Consider the following 21,442-nt stretch of genomic DNA (forward strand, 5'->3'; position numbering starts at 1 on the left):
AACCGGGGAGGATAGAGTGAATATGATGCAGGTCTCGCGACGCAGCCTGATGCTCGGTGGAGCCGCTGCGTTGGCGTGGCGTACCGGTCCGGCGCACGCCTTGCTGGCAAGGTTCGACGCGGACGCCTTGCCCCCTGCGATCGACGCGCTCGTCGGGCAGATGACGCTTGAGGAGAAGGCCGGGCAGTTGACGCTGATGGCCGCCGCCTGGGCCGGTGGCGCCGCCAACAAGCTCAACCCGATCGCCCCGACCGGCGGCTATGAGAGCCAGCTGGCCGATGCCGCGGCGGGGCGCCTGACCGGCGTGTTCAACGGCAATGGCGCGAAGATGGCGCTGGCGATGCAGCAGGCGGCGATGCGCAGCCGGCTGAAGATCCCGCTGATCTTCGCCGCCGACGTGATCCACGGCTTCCGCACGGTGTTCCCTGTGCCGCTCGGCGAAGCGGCAAGCTTCGATCCGGCGCTCGCCGAACGGACCGCGCGCGTCGCGGCGGTCGAGGCAGCGGCGGCCGGGATCGACTGGACCTTCGCGCCGATGGTCGACATCGCGCGCGACGCGCGCTGGGGGCGCGGCGTCGAGGGGGCGGGGGAGGACGTACTGCTCGGCTGCGACTTCGCGCGCGCGCGCGTGCGCGGCTTCCAGGGAAGCGCGCTGACCGCGAACGACGCCGTGATGGCGTGCGCCAAGCATTTCGCGGCGTATGGCGCAGGGGAGGGCGGGCTCGACTACAATTCGGTCGACATCTCCGAGCGCAGCCTGCGCGACGTCTATTTCCCGCCGTTCGAAGCCGCGCTCGACGCCGGCGCCCTGTCGGTGATGGCGGCGTTCAACGAAGTGGCGGGGATCCCGGCGACCGCCAACCATTGGCTGATGACCGAGGTGCTGCGCGACGAGTGGGGTTTCGGCGGGCTGACCGTGTCCGATTATACCGGCGACGCGGAACTGATCGCGCATGGCTTTGCCGCCGACGAGCGCGACGCGGCGCGGCTCGCCTTTCTGGCGGGCGTAGACATGAGCATGCAGAGCGCGCTCTATATCAAATACCTACCCGATCTGGTGCGCACGGGCGCGGTGCCGATGGCGCGGCTCGACCAGGCGGTGCGGCGCGTGTTGCGCGTCAAGGTCGCGCTCGGCCTGTTCGCCGATCCCTTCCGCCGGATCGACGCGAAGCGCGAGGCGACCCGCATCGGCACGCCCGCCAACCGCGCCGTGGCGCGCGAATCGGCGCGGCGGTCGATCGTTATGCTGAAGAACGAGGGCGCGCTGCTGCCGCTCGCGCAGAATCGCGGAATCGCGCTGATCGGCCCGTTCGCGAGCGGCCAGCACGATCTGATCGGGCCATGGAACGTCTATGGGTCGGATGCCGATGCGATCGATCTCGCGACGGGGGTACGCGCGCAGGCCGGGCCGCGTGCGCGGATCAGCGTGACGCCGGGCTCGGGCGTCGATGCGCCGATCGAGGGCGGGATCGCCGCGGCGGTCGCGGCGGCGCAGGCGGCGGATGTCGTCTTGCTCGCGATCGGCGAGAGTCAGGACATGTCGGGCGAAGCGCAGGCGCGCACCGAGATCGTTGTGCCCGCCGCACAGCGCGCGCTCGCCGAAGCCGTGGCGGCGACGGGGAAGCCGATCGTGGTGCTGCTCAAGAACGGCCGTGCACTCGCGCTCGATGGCGCGGTGCTCGCGGCGCCGGCGATCCTGGTGACCTGGTTTCTCGGTTCGGAAGGCGGTCCGGCGATCGCCGACATCGTCTTCGGGCGTGTCAGTCCGTCGGGCCGCTTGCCGGTCAGCTTCCCGCGCGCGACGGGGCAGGCGCCGTATTATTATGCGCACAAGGCGACCGGGCGGCCCAACCCCGATGGCCCGCTCGAGCCGTTCAAGGCGCATTATCGCGGCATTCCCAATTCCGCCTTGTTTCCGTTCGGCCATGGCCTGACCTATGGCGAGATTGCCTATGCCGGTCTGGAGATGAGCAACGGCGGCACAGTGTCTACAGACGGGACGCTGACCGTTTCGGCGATGGTCAGCAACAGCGGCACGGTGGCGGTGGACGAAGTCGTGCAGCTCTACGTTCATGACGTCGCGGCGAGCATCACGCGGCCGGTGCGCCAGCTCAAGGCCTATCGCCGCGTCGCGCTCGCGCCCGGCGCGTCGCAGAAGGTCAGCTTCACGCTCCGTCGCGCCGACCTGACGTTCATCGGGACCGCGATGAAGCCGACGGTCGAGCCCGGCGCTTTCCAGCTGTGGATCGCGCCTTCGGCCGAGGCGGCTGGCGTGTCGGGTCGCTTCACGCTGGCGGGGTAGCGGCGGCGCGCGCGGCAAGCGTCGTCATGATCCGCCGATGCGTGTCGCGGCGCAGCGGATTGGCGGCCATCGCCAGCGCCGAGAGGAGACACCCCACGATCGGCGCCACGACCATGATCCAGCGGATATCGGCGATCACCGCGGTCGATTGCGCCATTTGCGGCGCATAGCCGATCGCCGAATAGGCGAAGCCGGTGATCGCGGTCGCGGCGCCGATCGAGACTTTCTGCAACAGCGCCGCGACGCCGAACGACAAGGCTTCGACGCGTACACCGCCGTGCAACTCGCCATATTCGACGGTGTCGGGCAGCATCGCCCAGAAGACGAAGCTGAACGCGGCAAGCGCGGCTTGCAGCGCCACCAGAAACAGGTCGGCGCGCCAGGCGACGCCCGTATCCGTCGCCGCGAAGACGATGCTGCCCGTGGTCGCCAGCGCGACCGCGCCAAGCCACAGCGCGCGGCTGCCGATGCGGTGCCGCGCGAGCATCCACAGCGGCACGAACACGCTGCCCGAGACTCCCATCAGCGCCAGCGCCGTCGTCCCGGCGGTCTCGTCACGGACGACATAGGTAAAATAATAGAGTACCGAGCGCGACAGCATCGTCGCGGCGATCGCGACGCACATCATCGCCAGGCAGAGCGTGACGAAGGCGCGATTGCCCGCCAGCACGGCAAGCCCGCGGCGCAGCGGAATCGTCGGCGTCGCTAATCGGCTCGTAGCGTCGCCACGCGGCGAACGGCGCGCGACGTGGATCAGCAGCGGCGTGGCGACCAGCGCGAAGGCGGTCGCTGCACACAGGAACCCCGTGACGCTGGTCGCCTCGCCGGTAACCGCGCGCGAGATGCGCTCGGTCGAGAGCGAGACGACGACCGCGGCGATCGTGCCGAACACCATCCGCAGGCCCGCGATTGCGGCACGGTCGCGGCTGTCGCTGCTGATCCGCGCGCTCCACGCGGCATAGGAGACGTTGACCAGCGCATAGAGCGAGCGGAACGCGATCTGCGCGACGAGCAGGCCGCCGATCAGTGCCATGCCGTGGAACGGCGGCGCGAAATACAGCAGGGGAAAGGCGAGCCCGAGCGGGATCGCGCCATAGCCGACAACGCGCGCATAGGCCGGGCGCCCGCGCTCGGCCCAGATCCCGGTCAGCAGATCGGCGATCCCGTCCCACACCGCGCCGATCAGATAGATCATCCCCGCGACTTGCGGCGCGAGGTGAAGCACGTCGGTATAATAGAAGAACAGGAACAGGCTCGAGCTCTGCCAGTAGAGGTTGCACGCGAAATCGCCCGAGGCGAAATGCAGCCGTGCCGGCCAGGAAAGCTGTGGTGCAGGGAGCGCCGAATCGGTCATTATCGGCGCGATAGCACGCCGCGGACGATCGACCGGCATTTCGCTTGACCGACTCCTGTAACCGGTTACATCCGCGGTGCCCGATGCGCCAACCGACACGGGCTGGAGAGCTCTTGTGATCGATCGCCGTACCTTCGCCGCCACCTCGTTCCTGGCGGTGGGCGGGCTGGCAAGCGGGGTCGCGGCGCCCGCGGTGGCGCGCGATCGCCGCCGCCACGCGGGGCGCGCGCTGAAGCTGCCTGCGCTGTTCGACGATCTCGAGCAGCGTACCTTCCGTTGGTTCTGGGACACGGGCAATCCCGCGAACGGGCTGGTGCCCGATGCCTGGCCCAATCCCGAATTCTGCAGCATCGCCGCAGTCGGCTTCGCGCTCACCGCCTATCCGATCGGCGTCGAGCGCGGCTGGATCACCCGCGCCGCGGCGCGCGAGCGCACGCTCGCGACGCTGCGCTTCTTCGACCAGGCGCCGCAGGGCGATGGCGCGTCGGGCGTCGCGGGCTTTCGCGGCTTCTTCTACCACTTCCTGCACATGGACAGCGGGTTGCGCTTCGGCGATGTCGAGCTATCGTCGGTCGACAGCACGATGCTCTTCCTCGGCATGCTGTTCGCCGCCGAATATTACGACCAGGACCATCCCGACGAACGCGAGATCGGGCGCCTCGCCCGCGCGATCTATGCGCGCGCCGATTGGGACTGGTTCCGGCGCAGCCAGGCGGTGCTGTCGATGGGCTGGCACCCCGGCGTCGGCTTCATCACGCGCAACTGGGATGGCTATAACGAGGGCATGATGGTCAACCTGCTCGCGCTCGGTTCGCCGACGCACGCGGTCGGGCCCGATGCCTGGGCGGCATGGTGCGCGCCCTATGCGAAATGCTGGCGCGGCAGCGGCGCGACGCGACGACTCGCCTTCGCGCCGATGTTCGGCCACCAATACAGCCAGATGTGGATCGACTTCCGCGGCATCCGCGACGCGGCGATGCGCGAGGCGGGGATGGACTATTTCGAGAACAGCCGTCGCGCGACCTGGGCGCAGCGTAATTATGCGATCCGCAATCCGATGGGCTGGGCGGGCTATTCGCGCGATATCTGGGGGCTGACCGCGTCGGCCGGCCCGGCCGACGTGCAATATGACGTCAACGGCCACATCACCAACTACCGCTCCTATTCGGCGCGCGGGCCGGTCGACGAGCCCGACGGCTTCGACGACGGCACGATCGCGCCGACCGCGGCAATCGGCTCGCTCGCCTTCGCGCCCGAGATCGTCGTGCCCGCGACGCTCGCGCTGCATAAGCAGCAGGGCGACCGGCTCTACGGTCGCTACGGCTTTTACGACGCGTTCAATCCGAGCTTTCGCAAGCCCGAAAAGCCGCTCCAGCGCGGGTCGGTCGACCCGGTGCGCGGCTGGGTGTCGGAGAATTATCTCGGCATCGACCAGGGGCCGATCCTTGGCGCGATCGCCAATACGCGCGACGGGTTGATCTGGCGGCTGATGCGCCGCTCGGCGCCGATCCGGCTCGGTCTGGAGCGCGCCGGCTTCACCGGCGGCTGGCTCGCGGCCTAGCAAGGGGTGCCCCGGGCTTCCCCGGGGCGCTCGCCTCTAGAACGTGTATTTGGCGCCGATCTTGAAGTTACGCCCCTGGCTCGCGACCGAGCCCGTATCGGGATTGCGCGTCGGGCCGGCGCCGCCGATCGTCTGCAACCCGCCACCGAAGGTCGAATAGTTGCGGTTGACGAAGTCGAACGCGTTGAGCGCCTGGAAATAGACCGTCAGCGCATGGCCGTGCGCGTAGGGCATCTTGAAGGTCTTCGCAAGGTTGAAGTCGATGTTCTTGTAGCCGATTCCGCCGGGCTGATAGATGCCGAAATTGGTCGTGTAGCAGCCGCCGCCGCCGGGGACGGTGGTCGGAATGCCGCACAGCGCGCCGCCATAAGACGGGCCCGACGAGATCGTCGCGAAGCCCGTCGCGCGGATGTCGAACGGCAGCTTGACGGTGCCGGTCGCGACGAAGCGCCAGCGCTCGAGCCCGCTCGAATCGCCATACCCTTGCGCGCCGATCGTCGGCGCGTCGAAGTTGAACGGATCGCCGATCGAGGCACCGTTGCGCGTGTCGTTCGAACGCGAGCTCGAGATCGTCAGCGTCGTGCTGAAGCCCCAGCCCGAGGCCTCGGTATAGGGCTTGTCGGCCTGGAGGTAGATCGCGGCGTAGTGCGCCTTGCCGTCGCTGTTGCCGATGAAGATCGCGCCATAGCCGGGCAGCGGCGCGGTGTTGATCGCCGCGGTGCCGTAGAAGATCCCTGCCGCGTACGGCACGCCGTTGTACGTATAGACCGGGTTGCCGCCGGGGCTGTACGACCCGTCCGGATTGCGGTTGCCGATCACCTCCTGATAGATGTTGTGCGACTTGATATAGGCGAAGGTGATCGAGGTATTGATCACGCCGAGGCGCTTCTTGACCGCGAAATTGACCTGATCCGAATAGGGCATCCGCGTCCGGTTGTTGAGCAGATGGACCTCGCCGCCCTGCATCGCCGCGAGCGTGCGCAGCTGATCGACGTTGGTCGGGATCGTTGCGACGCAGCGCGCCGTCCCCAGCACGCAATTGGGCGGCGTGTTGATCGTGACGACCGATTCATACTGGTCCTTGATCGTCTCGATCGCCGAATCGATGAACAGCGAGCGGTTGTAATAGCGTCCGCCGCCGAGCACGAAGACGAGATCGCGATCGCCCTTCACGTCGTAGGAAATCCCGAAGCGCGGCTGGAACGCGCCAAGGAACGGCTTCCGGTTGTTGCCGGTCGAAATGTAATCGTTGGCATTGATGCCGGCCGCCTGCCAGCCGGGATAGGCGCGCAGCGCGGCGGCGATCGCCGCGGGCGTCACGTAATTGTTGTTCACCGCATTGGTCTCGTAATCCCAGCGCAGACCCCCGCTGATCTGCCAATGGTCGTTCGGCCGCCAGTCGTCCTGCACGAACCCGCCGATCTCGGTGTTGTTCGCGGTGACCGGCTTGACCACCGCGGTATTGATCGTCGCGGCATAAGGGGTCGAGTTGGCCACGCCGGTGAAGCTGTTGGCATCATAGAAGAAGGTGCCCGAGCCGTTATTGTCCTCGAGCCGCTGCAGCTTGGTGAAATTGACCTTGATGCCCGCCTTGATGGTGTGCGCGCCGCCGAAGAAGGTGACATTGTCCTTGAACAGCGTCTGATACTGGTGGTCGTCCTGCGTGAAGTTGGTGCCGCCGAGGATCAGCACCCTGGTATCGCCGATATTGGGTGCGGTCCCCGCGGTGTTGAAGGTCACGACGTTCGACGGACCCGTGACGTTGGGGATTGCGCCGTTGGCGGCGGCGTCGCGCGCAAAGATGAATTCGTTGAGCCAGCCCTCGCCGCGATGGTTCCATGTCAGCTGGTAGCGGTGCTCTTCGTTGCGATTGTTGGTCGACGAGTCGATCGTCGTCGCGCCGCCGTTGATCTGGAGGTTCGATTCGTTGCGGATGAACGCGCTCAGGTTGATCGTGTCGCGCGCAGTCGCGTAGAAGGTCAGCTTCCCGAAATAGAGCTTTTCATCGAAGGTCGCGGGGAAGCTCCCATTGTATTGCTGGCGGGCGCCCTGCGCATAGGTTTGGGCCGCCGCGGGCAAGGCCGACAGGAAGGTGCCGTTATAGACGTTGATGTCGTTCGCGCCGAAGGTCTTCGAGGTGCCCTCGAAATCGGCGAAGAAGGTGAGCTTGTCCTTGATGATCGGACCGCCGAGATTGGCGCCGTAATATTTGGCGTCGAAATTGGGCTTTGCCGTGTACGGCGCGGTGGCGTTGTTGAGCTTGCCCGGGCGGTCGTCATAGTTCCGGCTGATGAATGCCGTCGGCTGCCATTCTCCGAAGACTTCGCCGTGGAAGCTGTTGCCGCCGGTCTTGGTGATCGAGGAGATCACCGCTGAGCCCGCCTGCTCGAACTCGGCCTTGAAGTTCTGCGTCTGGACGTCGAACTGGTCGACCGCCGACGCCGGGAACGGGTTGCCCGACGACAAATTCTGCCCGACCGTCCCGCCGTGGTTCACCAGATTCTTGATGCTGATGCCGTCGATGAAGGTGTTGGTGTTGTCGGAATTGATCCCGCCGGCCTGGACTTGGCGCGCCTTGCCGCCGAGCGTTGGCGGCGAGACGGTGACGCCGGGCGCGAGTGCTGCGAAGTTGAGGAAGTTGCGGTCGCCGTTGGGCAGGTTCTCGAGCTGGAAGCGCGAGATATTGGCGCCGACCGTCGCGGTGCGCACGTCGCGCGCGCGCGATCCGGTGACGACGATGTCGTTGCCGCCGCCGGCAGCGGCAGGGGCGGTCGCCGTCGGCGCGGCGAGATCGGCGGTGACCGCCTGGCCGAGCGGCACGACGACTTCGGCCGAGCGGCTCCCCGAGGACACGCGATACGTGCTCGGCGGGAGGCCGACCAGAATATAGTCGCCCTTGGCGTCGGCCTTGACCGTTTCGACATGGCCGGTGCCGAGATCGGTGAGCGTCACGGTCGTGCCCGCGGTCGCCCCGTCGATATGCCCGCGCACGGTCGAGGTGGTCTGCGCCATCGCCGGCGCGGTCAGGAGCAGCGCACCCGTGCCGAGAGCGGTGGTGGCAAGCGCTACCCGAAGGCTCGCCTTGATCAGCGTTTTCATGTCGTCTCCCCTAGTTCGAGGCGGATCCCAGCCTCGTTATGTTCTCGTTCGTCGGCGGATCGGCTACGCGTTCGGGGATTGTCCGCAACAGCCCGGGACGGGATACCGCGTGCCCCAGCAGGCCAAAGCCAATGCGGTCCGCGCGTCTTTCCCTGTCCCAGCGCTTCGCTGGACTGACCCCGAACCGGCCTCTGACGGGCCGGGTAACCGGTTCCAAGACTTGCCCAGTAACCGGTTTCATGCGCATTCGCCAAGCGGAAAATGAGTCGCGTGCGAACCCACCCTTGGCGATTCGCGACGGCAGCGGAGAGGAAGACGAGTGACGGGCCATGTTTCGCGCCGAATGCTGCTCAAGGGCGCGTCGCTATCGGCGATCTCGATCATGCTCTCGCCCGCGTTCGCGCGCGTCGGCCCTGTGCGCGATGCGCGGATCGAGCGCCTGATCGCGGCGATGACGCTCGAGGAGAAGGCCGGGCAGCTCAGTATCTTCAGCGATCCGTCGCGGGTCGATGGCCCGCCGGTCAATCCCGGCCTCGTCGCGCAGAGCATGGCGACGGTGCAGCGCGAGATCGCCGCGGGGCGGATGACGGGCCTGTATAACGGCATCGGTGTCGCGGCGGGCCGCGAGCTCCAGCGCGTCGCGGTCGAGCAGGGGCCGCACAGGATCCCGCTGATCTTTGCGGGCGACGTGATCCACGGGATGAAGACGACCTTTCCGGTGCCGCTCGGCGAAGCCGCCAGCTTCGATCCCGAGCTCGCGCGGCGGACCGCGCGTGCCGCGGCGGTCGAGGCGAGCGCCAAGGGGATCCAGTGGGTGTTCGCGCCGATGGTCGACGTCGCGCGCGATCAGCGCTGGGGGCGGGTGGTCGAGGGCGCGGGGGAAGACACCTGGCTCGGGTGCCAGTTCGCCGCCGCGCGCGTGCGCGGCTTCCAGGGCGACGACCTGACCGCCGAGGATTCGGTGCTGGCCTGCCCGAAGCATTTCGCGGGCTACGGCGCGGTGATGGGCGGCATGGACTATAACACCGCCGACATTCCCGAAACGACGCTGCGCGAGACGCATCTGCCGCCGTTCAAAGCGGCGTTCGACGTCGGTGCGTTGTCGACGATGGCGAGCTTCAACGACATTGCCGGCGTGCCCTCGACGGGCAACCATCATCTGCTGACCGATATCCTGCGCGGGGAGATGGGGTTCGCGGGGCTGGTCGTCTCGGACTACACCGCCGATGCCGAGATGATCGCGCACGGTTTCGCCGCCGACGGACCCGATGCGGTGGTCAAGGCGCTGAATGCCGGGTGCGACATCTCGATGCAGAGCGGACTGTACAACGCGCATCTGCCGGCGCTGGTACGATCGGGCCGGATCGCGATGAAGACCGTCGATACCGCAGTGCGCCGCGTGCTCCGCGTCAAGCAGGCGCTCGGCCTATTCGACAATCCCTATCGCTCGCTCGATCTCGCACGCGAAGCGCGCGACGTGCGCTTGCCGGCGGCGATCGCGCTCGCGCGCGAGGCGGCGGTCAAGTCGGTCGTGCTGCTCAAGAATGACGGGGATCTGCTGCCGCTGTCGACCACTGCCAAGATCGCGCTGATCGGGCCGTGCGTGTCGGACAAAGGCGACATGCCGGGTCCCTGGGCGAGCTTTCCCGATTTCGCGAGCTGCGTCACCCCCGAGGCCGGTTTTCGCGCCGCGATGGGGCCGACGGCGCGGCTCGAGATCGCGCGCGGGTGCGATTACGAGGCCCCGCTCGCCGGCGGGATCGCGCGCGCGGTCGCGGCGGCGAAGGCGGCCGACGTGATCGTGCTGGTGATCGGCGAAAGCGCGCGCATGTCGGGGGAGGCACAGGCGCGGGTCGAGATTACGATCCCCGCACCGCAACAGGCCCTGGCCGAGGCGCTGGCTGCGACCGGCCGGCCGATGGTCGTGCTGTTGCGGCACGGCCGGGCGCTGGCCTTGAGCGGCGCGGTACGCAATGCGCCGGCGATCCTGGCGACCTGGTTCCTCGGTTCCGAGACCGGCCATGCGATGGCCGATATCGTGTTTGGCGCCGCCGCGCCGCAGGGACGCCTGCCGGTCAGCTTCCCGCAGGCATCGGGGCAGGAGCCGTTCTTCTACGACCACCGCACCACCGGCCGCCCGCAACTCGGCGCCGATCCGGCGTGGAAAGCGCGCTACCGCGAAGTGACGACCGAAGCGCTCTATCCGTTCGGCCATGGATTGAGCTATGCGACCGCGCGCTATTCGGGCACCACGGTCAGCGCGCCGATATTGGCCGGCGACGGCGCGATCACCGTCTCGGCCTTGGTTTCCAATACCGGGAAACGGCGACTGCACGAAGTGGCGCAACTGTACGTCCACGACAAGGTCGCAAGCCTCACCCAGCCGGTCCGCGTATTGAAGGGGATTTCCCACCTCGATTTGGATCCTGGCCAAAGGGCGCGCGTGGCGTTCACGCTGACGCGGGCGGATCTGGCTTTTGTCCATCCCGATGCGCGCCGCTTCGCCGAGCCGGGCGCCTTCGATGTCTGGGTCGCGCCATCCTCGGTCGCGGGCATACCGGTCTCGATCGTGCTGGACTGAGCAGACGGGCGGCCTGATCCAGACGGTCCGTCGTTGATCGAAACCCCGTCATTCGCCCCATCGATCTTTTCGCGCGCGCGGCGCTTCGAACACTTGGACCGGCGCTTCCGGCGCGCGGGCGGTCGATCAGGCAGATCCGCGAGACCGCGGCATCGGCTCGGATCCCCTTAACCGCGGCCTTACGCACAGTCGTTCTTTCAGCAGCAGAGACGAACCCGCCAAGCCGAGCGCGAGCGGATGATAGGCCCGCAAGAGCGTGCGAGATTCGCAAAGCGTTTCTGTAGCCGATCCGGCGAACCCTACCACGCAGCCTCAACCAATCACGATTCTCGTGCTTGTACCATGTGACCCAGCGGCGCGAGATACTTCGCGGGGCAAGGACGATAAAGGCGCAATTCGTATAGATAGACTATGGCGGTTTCGCTGAACGCCGATTACCTAGGCGCGGGGGAGATTAAAGAATTGGAGAAATCGATGGCAGAAGAAACAACTTTGAACGCGGTTGAACTCGCAACCGAATTGACGATCGCGTGGCTCGGCAATCAGAACAATCGTATTACGTCTGAAGATGTTCCGGCATTTTTACGGACGATGCACGCGACTGTGACGGAGCTTGCAAATGCAGGAGTGTCAAATACCGCAGACGGCGCGGAAGAAGTCGCATCGCAAGAATTCACGCCGGCGGTGACCGCGCGGAAGTCGCTCGCTTCGAAGGACCACATCATCTCGATGATCGACGGCAAGCCGTACAAAACGCTGCGCCGGCATCTGTCGAGCAACGGTCTGACACCGGAACAGTATCGCGAACGCTATAATTTGAAGGCCGATTATCCGATGGTCGCCGAAAGCTATTCGGAGGCGCGCCGCGCAATGGCGCATCGCATCGGACTTGGGCAGAAGGGGCGCCAGGCGAAAGCCGCGACCGCGGCATCGGGCGCAAAGCCCAAACGCACCGCGCGCGTCGCCGAGCCGAGCTGAACGCCAAAGCGTCGCCCGGTCATCGGCCCGGCGACGCGCGGCGCAGGCGCACGGCTTGTCCTGCTGGCGGCGTCGCCGCAGCGGCCGCGCAGGATCCCCGCGCGCTCGTGTCCACGGCCCTGGTCGAGGCCGGTTGGGCCCGGATCGCAGATCAAGGCAATCTTGAAGCCCTAGCCTTTGACCGAAACGGGGCCTGTGGCTGACCCATAGTCGTGATTAAACGATTGTTTAGGGAACGTTAGCCGGGACCTCGGCTTTGTGGCTGGATGGATCAGAAACAGACCCCCATCCTCGATGCCCTGGCGGCGCTCGAGCGCCGGCCTATCGTTGGTTTCGGCGCGCCGGCGCATCATCATGGCAATGCGATGCCGGGGGGCATGCGTCGCTTGCTCGGGCGGCGTGTGTTCCAAGCCGATGTGATGACGCCGAAGGGCCTCGACGATCGTACCGAGGGCGCGCACGCGCTGCAACGCGCGCACGAGATCGCGGCCGAGGCGTGGAACGCCGATTTCTGTCGGTTCGTAACGGGCGGATCGACGCAAAGTCTCCACACGGTCTTGTCGGCGGTGGCCGGGCCGGGCGATACCGTGCTGATCGCCGCCAACGCACATAAGGCCGAACGGGCACATGCGCTCGCGACCGGACTCAACGCGGTGATCATTCCGGTCGAGATCGATCCGCGCTGGGATATCGAGCATGGCGTCAGCCCGGCGGTGCTGGCCGAAATGCTCGCCGCGCATCCCGAAGCGCGCGCGGTGCTGATCGTCAGCCCGACCTATTTCGGTGTGACGAGCGACATCGCGGCGCTTGCCGATCTGTGCCACGATCAAGGCGTGCCGCTGATCTGCGACGCCGCCTGGGGCGGGGCCTTCGCCTTTTGCGAAGCCTTGCCGCACGATCCGCTGACCAAGGGCGCCGATGCCGCAGTGTACAGCCTGCACAAGACGATGGGCGCACTGGCGCAGGGGTCGGCGATCCTCGCAAAGAGCGGCGTGCTCGATCTGCAGCGGCTCTGGATGGCGTATGAGCTGTTCGAGACGACCAGCCCGTCGGTGCCGATCCTCGCCAGCATCGACGCGACGCGCCGCGATCATGCGCTCGACGGCGAGCGGTTGTGGACGCAGGTGCTCGACACCGCGGCGGGGCTGCGGGGGCAATTGGCCAAGATCGAGGGGCTGCGTGTCTTCACGCGCGACGACCTACCCGCCGGTGCAGAGCTCGATGACAGCAAGGTGCTGGTCGACGTGTCGGCGCTCGGCGTGTCGGGCTATGCGATCGACGATTGGTTGGCGCGCGAGCACCGCGTCAGCGCCGGTCTGTCGGACGCCCGCCACCTGTTGCTGATCCTGTCGCTCGGCACGCGGCGCGCAGATGTTCGCGCGTTGGTTGCCGGTCTCGAGGATCTGGTGCGTCAGCTTGCCGCGGGCACCGCGGGGTTGCCGCCGCTGGCGGCTTTGCCAGGAATCGATACCTTGCAGGTCGAGATGGCGATGGCGCCGCGCGCGGCGTTCGTCGGTGCCGCGGAGGCCGTGCCGATCGAGGCGGCGGAGGGGCGGATCGCCGCCGAGATCATCGCGCCCGCGCCGCCCGGCGTCCCGCGCCTCGTTCCGGGCCAGCGGATCAGCGCGGCGCATGTCGCCTGGCTGGTCGCACAGCGCGATGCCGGGGCGTTCTTCCTCGATCCGGTCGATCCCTCCGAACACACGATCCGGGTCGTCGCCTGAGTCCTCGCCCCGCGCGATGACGTTCAGGCGTTGGGGTCGCTCGGGCGACTGCGGCGGCGGTTACGGATCGCCTGCGCGAGCAGGCGATGCCGGCTGAACTCGACGCGGAGCGCCGCCGGAACCCGCTTCCCCTGGACGATCAGCACCAGACCCGCGAGGCACAGCAGGAAAGCTGCGACGCCCAGCTCGGTGCGCGTGCCATCGTCATAGCCGATTCGCGCGGCGACAGCGAGCGCGACCAGTCCCACGCCGAGCCCGCGCCAGACGCGATTGCGGTGCGTCATGCCCTGGGTCGCGGCTGATCGGCGATCAGGGCGCGACCGGCGCTTGCCAGCGCCCGCTCGGTCGCGCGTCGCGCGGCCCGATCGTCGCACCGCTGGCAGCCGTGCCACAGCACAATGTCCGCCGGAAAATCGACCTCGTCCTGCACCGTGCCGGGCACGCCCTGTTCGAAGGTGATGCCGACCGCCGGGTCGTGCAGCGTCGCCGCGGCCGCGCGGGCGCGGCCGATCAGCGCCGGCGCGGCGGTGACGCCGCGCGCTTCGATCGCGGTGAAACCGAGCGCGCGGGCGAAGCGCACCGCACACAGCAGCAGCGTTCCAGCGCCGCAATCGGCATCGACGATCCTGACGCTGCATCGTTTGTCGGCGCGCAGCGCGGCAAGCGCGGCGGCGACTTGCGGCCAGCGCGAATCGCGGCAGCGTGGCGGCACGGGGGCGCGTCTGGCGGGGCGGCGCGGGCGCGGGGTGAGACGCACCCCGGGCACGCCGTGTTCGGCGACATAGGTCATGCGGGGCTGCTCCCACCGCCGAAAACGGCGGACGCCGACGGGCCGAACGCTTGGCAGGTCTGCGCGGTTTCCCAGGCTTGGACCGGGGCAAACGGCACGAGCGGCACCAACGGGGCGGTCGCGAGCGCGATCGTGGCGCCGCTAAAGGCATGGCGTTCGGCGCGGGCGAACCCCAATGCCGCCGCGCGCGAGACGAAGCGACCCTCGAGCAGCGCGCGGTCGTCCTGAACCAGCCAGTGGCCAGCGCGATCCTGCCCTACCGTAATGACCGCGCTGCGCTGTTCGGGTTCCGGGTCGGGTGGCGCCATTTGCTGTCCTTCACACATCGCAGCGATTCCTCCGCGCCGGAGCGAATGGCTCCTCAAATGCCCCGCGCGATGGCGGGCGGCTCGGCGAATCGTGCAGGAGGTGGAATAGGCGCGCGGCGCGTTAAGCGGCGATATCGAAAGGCGAATGCGCGCGTATCGTGCGCGTAAAATCGCTGCCGAGGCGGTTCTTGCGCGTCGGGATCAATAGGGGCGAGGAGGTCGGCAGGGCGGGGAAGCGGTCCCGATCGGGAGCCGCTTCCCCGCCCCGCCAGACGCGCTTCAATACGCCGCCGACAGCGTCAGGAACCATTGCCGCGGCGCGATCGGATAGGCCGACCAGCTGTTGGTCGCCGACCCGATCGACAGCGTCGACCAGCCCTTCCTGTCGGTCAGGTTGGTGACGTTGAGCGCGAGCTCGACCTTGCGCAGCGGCAGCACGCCCTCGGGCACCTTCGCCGCGAGCCGCAGCGAGGTGAGGAAATAGGACGGCACGCTCGCATCGTCGGTGAAGGTCGCGAAACGGCGGCCGACATAATCGCCGATCAGCTGCGCCTCGAACGGCCCCATGTCGAGCGTCGCGACGGTCTTGTTCATCCATTTCGGCGTGCCCGGGAGCTGCTTGCCGCAGGTCGGCACGACGCCGCCGACGACGAGATAGCCGCCGATGCACGAGCCCGTCGCCGCGCCGATTCCGGTCGCGGTCGAGGTATAGTCGCTCTGATACTTCGACAGATTGTACGACGCGGCATTGTAAAGCGAGAAGGTGCGCCCGAAATGCAGCGTGAAGGCAGCATCGACGCCGTCGGTATGCACGCCGCCGACATTGACGAGGATCGAGGTCCCGCCGGTGATGCCGCCGCCGGCGATCCCGCCCGGGTTGGTCGAGATCGCTAGCAGGCGGTTGTTGAACACCACGTGGTAGTAATTGACCTGCGCCTCGAGCCCGCTGAGCAGACCGTCGAAGCTGCGATGGCTGCGGATGCCGCCTTCATAGGTCCAGCTGCTCTCGGGCTTGCCCTGGTCGGCAAAGGCGTTGAACGCCGCCTGGCTGCCGGTGAACCACGGGCCGCCGCCGCCCGCGAGATACGCCTGATACTGGCGCAAATTTTTCTGCACGTTGAAGTAGAGCTGCTCGTGCCGCGTCAGGTCATAGGTCGCGCCGACCGACGGCAGGAACCAGCGCAGCGTATCGATCTTGCCCTGCGGCAACCCGCCAGTCAGGCCCGAGAGCGAGCCGAGCTTGGGCTGCACCGGAAAATAGCCGTTCGCCCATTGCGCGCTGGTCTTGAACCCCGCCTGGAGGAGCAGGCGGTCGGTCGCCTGCCACGTATCCTGCAGATGGAGCTGGAGCTCGTTGATCCGCGCTTCGCCCTGATATTGCGTGAACAGCGGCTGCGCGACGTCGAGCGGGCGGATATAGGGCGTGCTCGACGCCGGATCGCTGACGCTGACGCCGTACCAGCGGCGCCACTGCGTCGTGCTGTTATGCTCGAACCAGCCGCCGAATTCGAGCGTATGCGCGCCGAGCTTGGCGGTGACCGCCGAGATCACCCCGCCGCGATCGATGCGATATTCGGTCGTGCGCGTGACGAGCCCCGATCCGCCGGTCGCCGCGACCAGCGCCGCCGAGCCGTTGGCATTGGCGGCATAATGCGGGTTGGTCGCATAATTGGGGTCGAGATAGGGCTGGATCGTCGTGATCGACTGGCCGAGCGGCCCCGCGACGACGCCGACGCCGTCATTGTGATGATAATAGCCCGTCGTCGACCAGGTGATGTCCGAGGTGAGATGCGCGTCGTAGCGCAGATAGCCGAGCAGATCGGTGCGCTGCGCGTCCGAATAATAGTTGCGGTAATTGCTGCCGACCGCCGCCGGCGAGTTGCCGAGCGCGCTCAGGTACGAGGTGCGATAGGTCGTGAAATCGGGATAGAAGAACGGCTTGGTATACGGCGTGTAGAGCTGCACCGTATTTGCCGTGCCGTTGGCCGACGGCTTGAAAAAGACGGTCGCGTCTTCGTTTGGCTGGGTCGTGTCGTTATAGTCGAAATAGGCGGTCAGCTTGCCGATATGGTCCTCATGGACGAATTTGGCGTTGACCTGATAGCCGCCCTGCTTGCCGTTGAAGTCCCACGCGCGCGCATCCTGCCGCGCCGCCGAGATATAAGCCGAATTGCCGCCGCCGAAGGTGCCGCTGTCGAGCCGCACGAAGGTGCGCGAGGTCGAATAGCTGCCGACCGTCTGGCCAATCTGCGCGCCGAGCGTCTTGAGCGGGTCGGACGAATAGGTCTCGACCGTACCGCCGAGATTGCTGTTCGAGGCAGTCGCGAGATCGCCCGCGCCGGTCGACACGATGACGCGGCCGACATTCTCCGAGATCACCGCGCGCTGCGGCGACAGGCCGTTGTAATTGCCATAGCTCTGGTCGCCGAGCGGCAGGCCGTCCATCGTATAGCCGAGCTGCTGCCCGCTGAAGCCGTGGATGAAAATCTGCGCGTTCTGCTCGTTATAGCCCCACGGATCGGCGGTGATGTAGAGCACGCCGGGCAGCGTCTCGATCGCCTTCAGCGGCGAGATGCCCGGCAGGATCTTCTGCATCTCGGCGCCCGGCAGCGCGGTCGCCGAGCGTGTCGATTTGGCGGTGACGACGATGCTTTCGGGCGCGGCGTCGTCGCTGACGGTCGGCTCGGTCGGGGCTGCAGCAGGCGCGGGGGCGGGCGCAGCGGCGGGCTCGGCCGCCTGCGCTGCGGCAAAGGGTCCGGCGACCAGCGCGACGGCAAGCGCCAGCTTCGAGACGTGCGATACAGTCATGATATTCCCCTGTCCGTGCCTGAACCGCACGATCAAGCGGGGCGGTAGGGGAGTGTCGTTACGGTTGCGCGTCGTTTTGGCCGCAGATCGATGACGTTTTGAAGGCGCTACGATGAAAGCCGTCGGTGCGTCCGGCGGTCGGTTCCGACCGGTGGCCCGGCGCTCTACGGTCGCCGGGCCGCGGCTGTTTTCGCGCGTTCGGCCGCGACGGGCTCGGTCGCGTTCCAGCCTGGCCATGTCGTACCCTCGGCGATCTCACGGCCGAGCGCATAGGCGATGCTGCCTTCCTGCGCCGCGCCGGTCATGTCCCACGCCGGATCGTATTCGTCGCACGTTTGATGATAGCATTGCGCATTGTAGCGCGCGCGAACGCGCTCGCCCGTCGCCAAGCCACCCGTCACCAGATCGCGCCCGGCGCGGAAATAGACGCCGGGAACGCCCTTTTGGGCGAAGGCATAATGGTCGGATCGATAATACCAGCCCGCCTCGGTATTCTCCTCGGGCACCACACGCAGCCCCTGCGCGGCGGCGACGCGCGACAGATCGGCTTCGAGCGGCGTGCGCCCGACACCGATCAGCTCGAGATCGCGCGTCCGGCCGAGCACGACGTGCGGGTCGAGGTTGAACTGCGCCGCGGTGGTCGCGAGCGGCAGCGCGGGATGCTCGGCATACCAGCTCGACCCGAGCAGCCCTTTCTCCTCGGCGGTCCACAGCGCGAACACGACCGAACGGCGCGGTGGTTTGGCGGCGGCGTAGGCACGCGCGATCTCGAGCAGCGTGGCGGTGCCGGTGCCATTGTCGATCGCGCCGTTGCGGATGCGGTCGGCGGGCGGATCGAAGCTGTTCTCGCCATACGCATCCCAATGCGCGCCGTAGAGGATGCTGCCCGCGTTCGGGTCGCTGCCCGACAGCATCCCGACGATATTGTGGCTGACGACGCGGCCGAGCGCGATCGTCGTCGACGCGGTGAACGATACCCCCTTCAGCACGATAGCGCGGAATTCCGCGCGCTGTGCCGCACGCTTGGCGGCGGCATAATCGAGCCCACTCTGGCGCAGCATCGCGACGCCGATATCGTTGCGGATCGTGCCGCGCAGCCCGAACGCCGGCGGCACGCTGCCGGTGTCGAGCGCATAGCCCGGCACCGCGTCGCTATTGGCGAGCTGCAGCCAGGGATAGCTCGACGGGAAGGTATCGTGGATCGTCAGGAACGCCGCCGCGCCGCGCTTCTGCGCCTCGGCGAGCTTGGTCCGCGCCGCGGGACTCGATGCGCGCCCACCGAAGCCGAGGTCGCGCCCCGCCTCGACATCGGGATCGCCCGCCAGCGCGACGACGATCTTCCCGCGCACGTCGACGCCCTGGTACGGATCGTAGCCGAGCTTGGGTTCGACCACGCCGTAGCCGACGAACACCACGCCGGCATGGTCGAGGCCCGACTCGCCAACGATCCGCGAGGTCGCAGCGATCTCGACACCCGGGGTCAGCACCTGCGTCTTCCCGCCGAGATCGAGCACAAAACGCGCCTGCTCGCGCGTCCAGCGGAGCAGTGGCACCGTCTGCCGATATCCCGCATCGCCGAGCGGCTTCAGCCCGAGCTGTGCGAAGCGCCGTTCGAGAAAGGCGAGCGTGATCGGCTCGCCCTGCTGGGTCGGCCCGCGGCCGTGGAAATCATCGGCGCTGAGCGTGCGGACGTCGGCCTTGATCCGCTCGGGCGACAGCAGCGGCGGCGCCGGATCGCTCGCGGCGGGGAGGAGCAGGAGCAGCGGGAGCAAAGCTTTCATCGCGGCAGATTGGCGGCAGCGGCGGTGCGACACAAGCGGTCTTGCGCCCGGCCCGATACAAGCCCGATGCGTGCCGATCGCTCAGCCGGGCAATGCACCACCCGCCGGACCACACAGGACGATCTCGAACAGCAGACCGTCACCGTCGACGCCGCGCGAGATCGCCAGCGTTCCGCCATGCGCCCGCGCGATCCGCTCGACCAGCGACACGCCGATTCCCGATCCCTCGACACCAGCCGCGCCGCCGCGCCAGAAGCGCTGCTTGAGCCGCGCGATGTCCGCCTCCGACACGCCGAGGCCGTTGTCGGCCACGCTCAGCCGCGCGCCGGGCCCCGCGCGAACGACGATCGCCGCGCCGCGCGGCGTATATTTGGCGGCATTGTCGACCAGATTTTCGAGCGCCAGGACGATCGCCTCGCGCTGGCCGTCGATCGTCGCGACCGGGGCGGCGGTGTCGAGCGCGATCGTCCGTCCCCCGGCCAGGATCGCCGGTGCGCGGTCCGCGACCACGCTTTCGGCGATTTCGGCCAGATCGATCGCCCCGGCGTCGCGCATCTGCGGCTGTTCGAGCTCGGCGAGCGAGAGCAATTGCCCGATCACGCGGGCGGCACGATCGACCGCGGCCATCAGGTCGGCGCGCACGCCCGCATCGGCGATCGCGTCGGCGCGCAAGCGGATCGCGGCGAGCGGGGTGCGCAATTCGTGCGCGACATCGGCAGCGAAAGCGCTCTGCACGTGCAATGCTTCGACCAGCCGGTCGAGCGCGGCGTTGGTCGCGACCGCGAGCGGCTCGGCTTCGCGTGGCAAGAGGCCGAGCGGCAGGCGCGTGTCGAACGAGCGCGGCCCGATCTCCGCGGCGATCGCCGAGACCGCGCGCATCCGCAGCGTCAGCCGTCGCGCGAGCAATACCCCGATCAGCGGCACGAGCGCGGCGATCGGCAGGATCAGCAGCGCGAAGCGCTTGAGGAAGGTCCGCACGATATCGTCGGTGACGACCTCGGGGTCGGTATCGTCCTGCGACACGACGATCCAGCCGCGCCGCGTCGGCAGGCTATAGCCTTCGACCGCGCCGCGGCGAAAGAAATGGTGGTGGCCGTCGAGCGTCGCCGCGGCGAGGATTGCCGCGCGTGGCGGCCCGCTACTGCTGGCGAGACGCCGGTCGGCGCCGAAGATCGCCACCGCCATCCCGCTGGTCAGCGGCACCGCCGCCGCGCGGTGGCTGGCGCGTGCCTCGGCGACAATTTCGGCCTGGCGCTGGAGCAGCGTGCGCTGGAAATGATCGGCGGTCTGGTGAAGCAGCGTGGTCGCGCTCCACAGCAAGGTCAGCGTCGCGATCACCGCGACCGCGATGTGGAGCGCGACGAACTGCCCGAGCAGCGAGCGCGGCGCGGTCATCGCGGTGGCGTCGCCAGCAGCATATAGCCGACGCCGCGCACCGTCTCGATCCGCGCCCCGGTCGCGGCCTCGTCGAGCCGCTTGCGCAGGCGATGGACATAGACTTCGATCGCGTTCGATCCGAGATCGCCGTCGAGCCCGAACAGATGATCCTCGGCGCTGCGTTTGGGGACGACCTTGCCGACGCGGCGCAGCAGCAGTTCGAGCAGTTCGGTTTCGCGCGCCGACAGGCTCAGCACTTGCTCGCCGACCGAGGCGACGCGCGTCTCGACCGAATAGCGTAAAGCGCCGCATTCGAGCGAGCGCCCGACATAGCCGTCGCGGCGGCGCAGGATCGCGAGCAACCGGGCATAGAGCTCGTCGAGGTCGAACGGCTTGACCATATATTCGTCGGCGCCGGCGTTAAGCGCGCGGATTCGCGCATCGATCGCGCCGCGCGCGCTGAGCACGAGTACCGGGCGCGTGTCGCCGCGCGCGCGCATCCGCGTCAGCAGCCCCATGCCGTCGCCGTCGGGCAGGCCGAGGTCGAGCAATACCGCGGCATAGTCGCTCGCCTCGAGATAGGCTTCGGCCGCCTCGATCGTGCCAGCATGGTCGATCGCGACGCCGCGCCGCACCAGCGCGTCGCCCAGTGCCGCGGCGACTGCGTCTTCATCATCGACCAATAGTAAGCGCATCGGACCTTTTCTTTGTGCACCGCGGCATCTGTAAGCCGACTGTAAGCGAGCAGGCCTAGGGCTGACAGCCAAATCACAGCAGGT

Annotated in this window: 14 protein-coding genes; 5 read left to right on the top strand and 9 right to left on the bottom strand. The window is 67.7% G+C overall.

The features are described 5' to 3' along the window. Nucleotides 1-22 precede the first annotated feature (22 nt). The gene (locus RH90_RS07755; protein WP_010184920.1) at nt 23-2,302 is read left to right on the top strand and encodes a glycoside hydrolase family 3 N-terminal domain-containing protein; all 2,280 of its coding nucleotides are present in this window, start codon (nt 23-25) and stop codon (nt 2,300-2,302) included. Here the strand turns inward: RH90_RS07755 and RH90_RS07760 are convergent. Further along, nucleotides 2,286-3,656 carry an MFS transporter gene (locus RH90_RS07760; RefSeq protein ID WP_051124640.1) on the bottom strand — a complete coding sequence of 457 codons (1,371 nt, stop codon included), beginning with the start codon at nt 3,654-3,656 and terminating at the stop codon, nt 2,286-2,288. The two genes, RH90_RS07755 and RH90_RS07760, sit on opposite strands and share 17 nt — an antisense overlap. A 115-nt stretch (nt 3,657-3,771) precedes the next feature. Here RH90_RS07760 and RH90_RS07765 point away from each other — a divergent pair, with 115 nt between their 5' ends. After that, nucleotides 3,772-5,217 (top strand): glucoamylase family protein, encoded by a 1,446-nt coding sequence (locus RH90_RS07765; protein ID WP_010184923.1) that lies wholly within the window; start codon nt 3,772-3,774, stop codon nt 5,215-5,217. Nucleotides 5,218-5,253: 36 nt separating this feature from the next. On the opposite strand, the gene RH90_RS07770 is transcribed toward RH90_RS07765, so the two are convergent. After that, complete coding sequence (locus RH90_RS07770; RefSeq protein ID WP_010184924.1) at nt 5,254-8,316, bottom strand: TonB-dependent receptor; 3,063 nt, start codon at nt 8,314-8,316, stop codon at nt 5,254-5,256. 319 nt (nt 8,317-8,635) lie between these two features. On the opposite strand from RH90_RS07770, the gene RH90_RS07775 reads away from it, so the two are divergent. From RH90_RS07775 to RH90_RS07785, 3 genes are all read left to right on the top strand, one after another. After that, nucleotides 8,636-10,897, top strand: a complete 2,262-nt coding sequence (locus RH90_RS07775; RefSeq protein ID WP_010184925.1) for a glycoside hydrolase family 3 N-terminal domain-containing protein — start codon at nt 8,636-8,638, stop codon at nt 10,895-10,897. Nucleotides 10,898-11,371: 474 nt separating this feature from the next. Continuing rightward, entirely contained in the window at nt 11,372-11,875 is a 504-nt protein-coding gene (locus RH90_RS07780; RefSeq protein WP_029625130.1) for a MucR family transcriptional regulator, read from the top strand. 266 nt (nt 11,876-12,141) lie between these two features. Beyond that, complete coding sequence (locus tag RH90_RS07785; protein WP_010184927.1) at nt 12,142-13,599, top strand: aminotransferase class I/II-fold pyridoxal phosphate-dependent enzyme; 1,458 nt, start codon at nt 12,142-12,144, stop codon at nt 13,597-13,599. A 23-nt stretch (nt 13,600-13,622) separates the two neighbouring features. On the opposite strand, the gene RH90_RS07790 is transcribed toward RH90_RS07785, so the two are convergent. From RH90_RS07790 to RH90_RS07820, 7 genes are all read right to left on the bottom strand, one after another. After that, a complete protein-coding gene (locus tag RH90_RS07790) occupies nt 13,623-13,883 on the bottom strand; it encodes a hypothetical protein (protein ID WP_010184928.1) in 261 nt (86 codons plus the stop codon). Then, nucleotides 13,880-14,389, bottom strand: a complete 510-nt coding sequence (locus RH90_RS07795) for a hypothetical protein (RefSeq protein ID WP_010184929.1) — start codon at nt 14,387-14,389, stop codon at nt 13,880-13,882. The genes RH90_RS07790 and RH90_RS07795 overlap by 4 nt, the downstream gene beginning before the upstream one ends. Further along, the gene (locus tag RH90_RS07800) at nt 14,386-14,697 is read right to left on the bottom strand and encodes a hypothetical protein (RefSeq protein WP_010184930.1); all 312 of its coding nucleotides are present in this window, start codon (nt 14,695-14,697) and stop codon (nt 14,386-14,388) included. The genes RH90_RS07795 and RH90_RS07800 overlap by 4 nt, the downstream gene beginning before the upstream one ends. Nucleotides 14,698-14,976: 279 nt before the next feature. Next, on the bottom strand, nt 14,977-17,505 hold the full coding sequence (locus tag RH90_RS07805; protein ID WP_010184932.1) for a TonB-dependent receptor: 2,529 nt from the start codon (nt 17,503-17,505) through the stop codon (nt 14,977-14,979). Nucleotides 17,506-17,669: 164 nt separating this feature from the next. Beyond that, nucleotides 17,670-19,286: a M28 family peptidase gene (locus RH90_RS07810; RefSeq protein WP_010184934.1), complete on the bottom strand. Its 1,617-nt coding sequence runs from the start codon at nt 19,284-19,286 to the stop codon at nt 17,670-17,672. Nucleotides 19,287-19,367: 81 nt separating this feature from the next. Beyond that, on the bottom strand, nt 19,368-20,681 hold the full coding sequence (locus RH90_RS07815) for a sensor histidine kinase (protein WP_010184936.1): 1,314 nt from the start codon (nt 20,679-20,681) through the stop codon (nt 19,368-19,370). After that, complete coding sequence (locus RH90_RS07820) at nt 20,678-21,358, bottom strand: response regulator (protein WP_029625131.1); 681 nt, start codon at nt 21,356-21,358, stop codon at nt 20,678-20,680. The genes RH90_RS07815 and RH90_RS07820 overlap by 4 nt, the downstream gene beginning before the upstream one ends. Nucleotides 21,359-21,442 lie beyond the last annotated feature (84 nt).

It is taken from the genome of Sphingomonas sp. PAMC 26605, from assembly GCF_000241485.1.
Lineage (GTDB): Bacteria > Pseudomonadota > Alphaproteobacteria > Sphingomonadales > Sphingomonadaceae > Sphingomonas.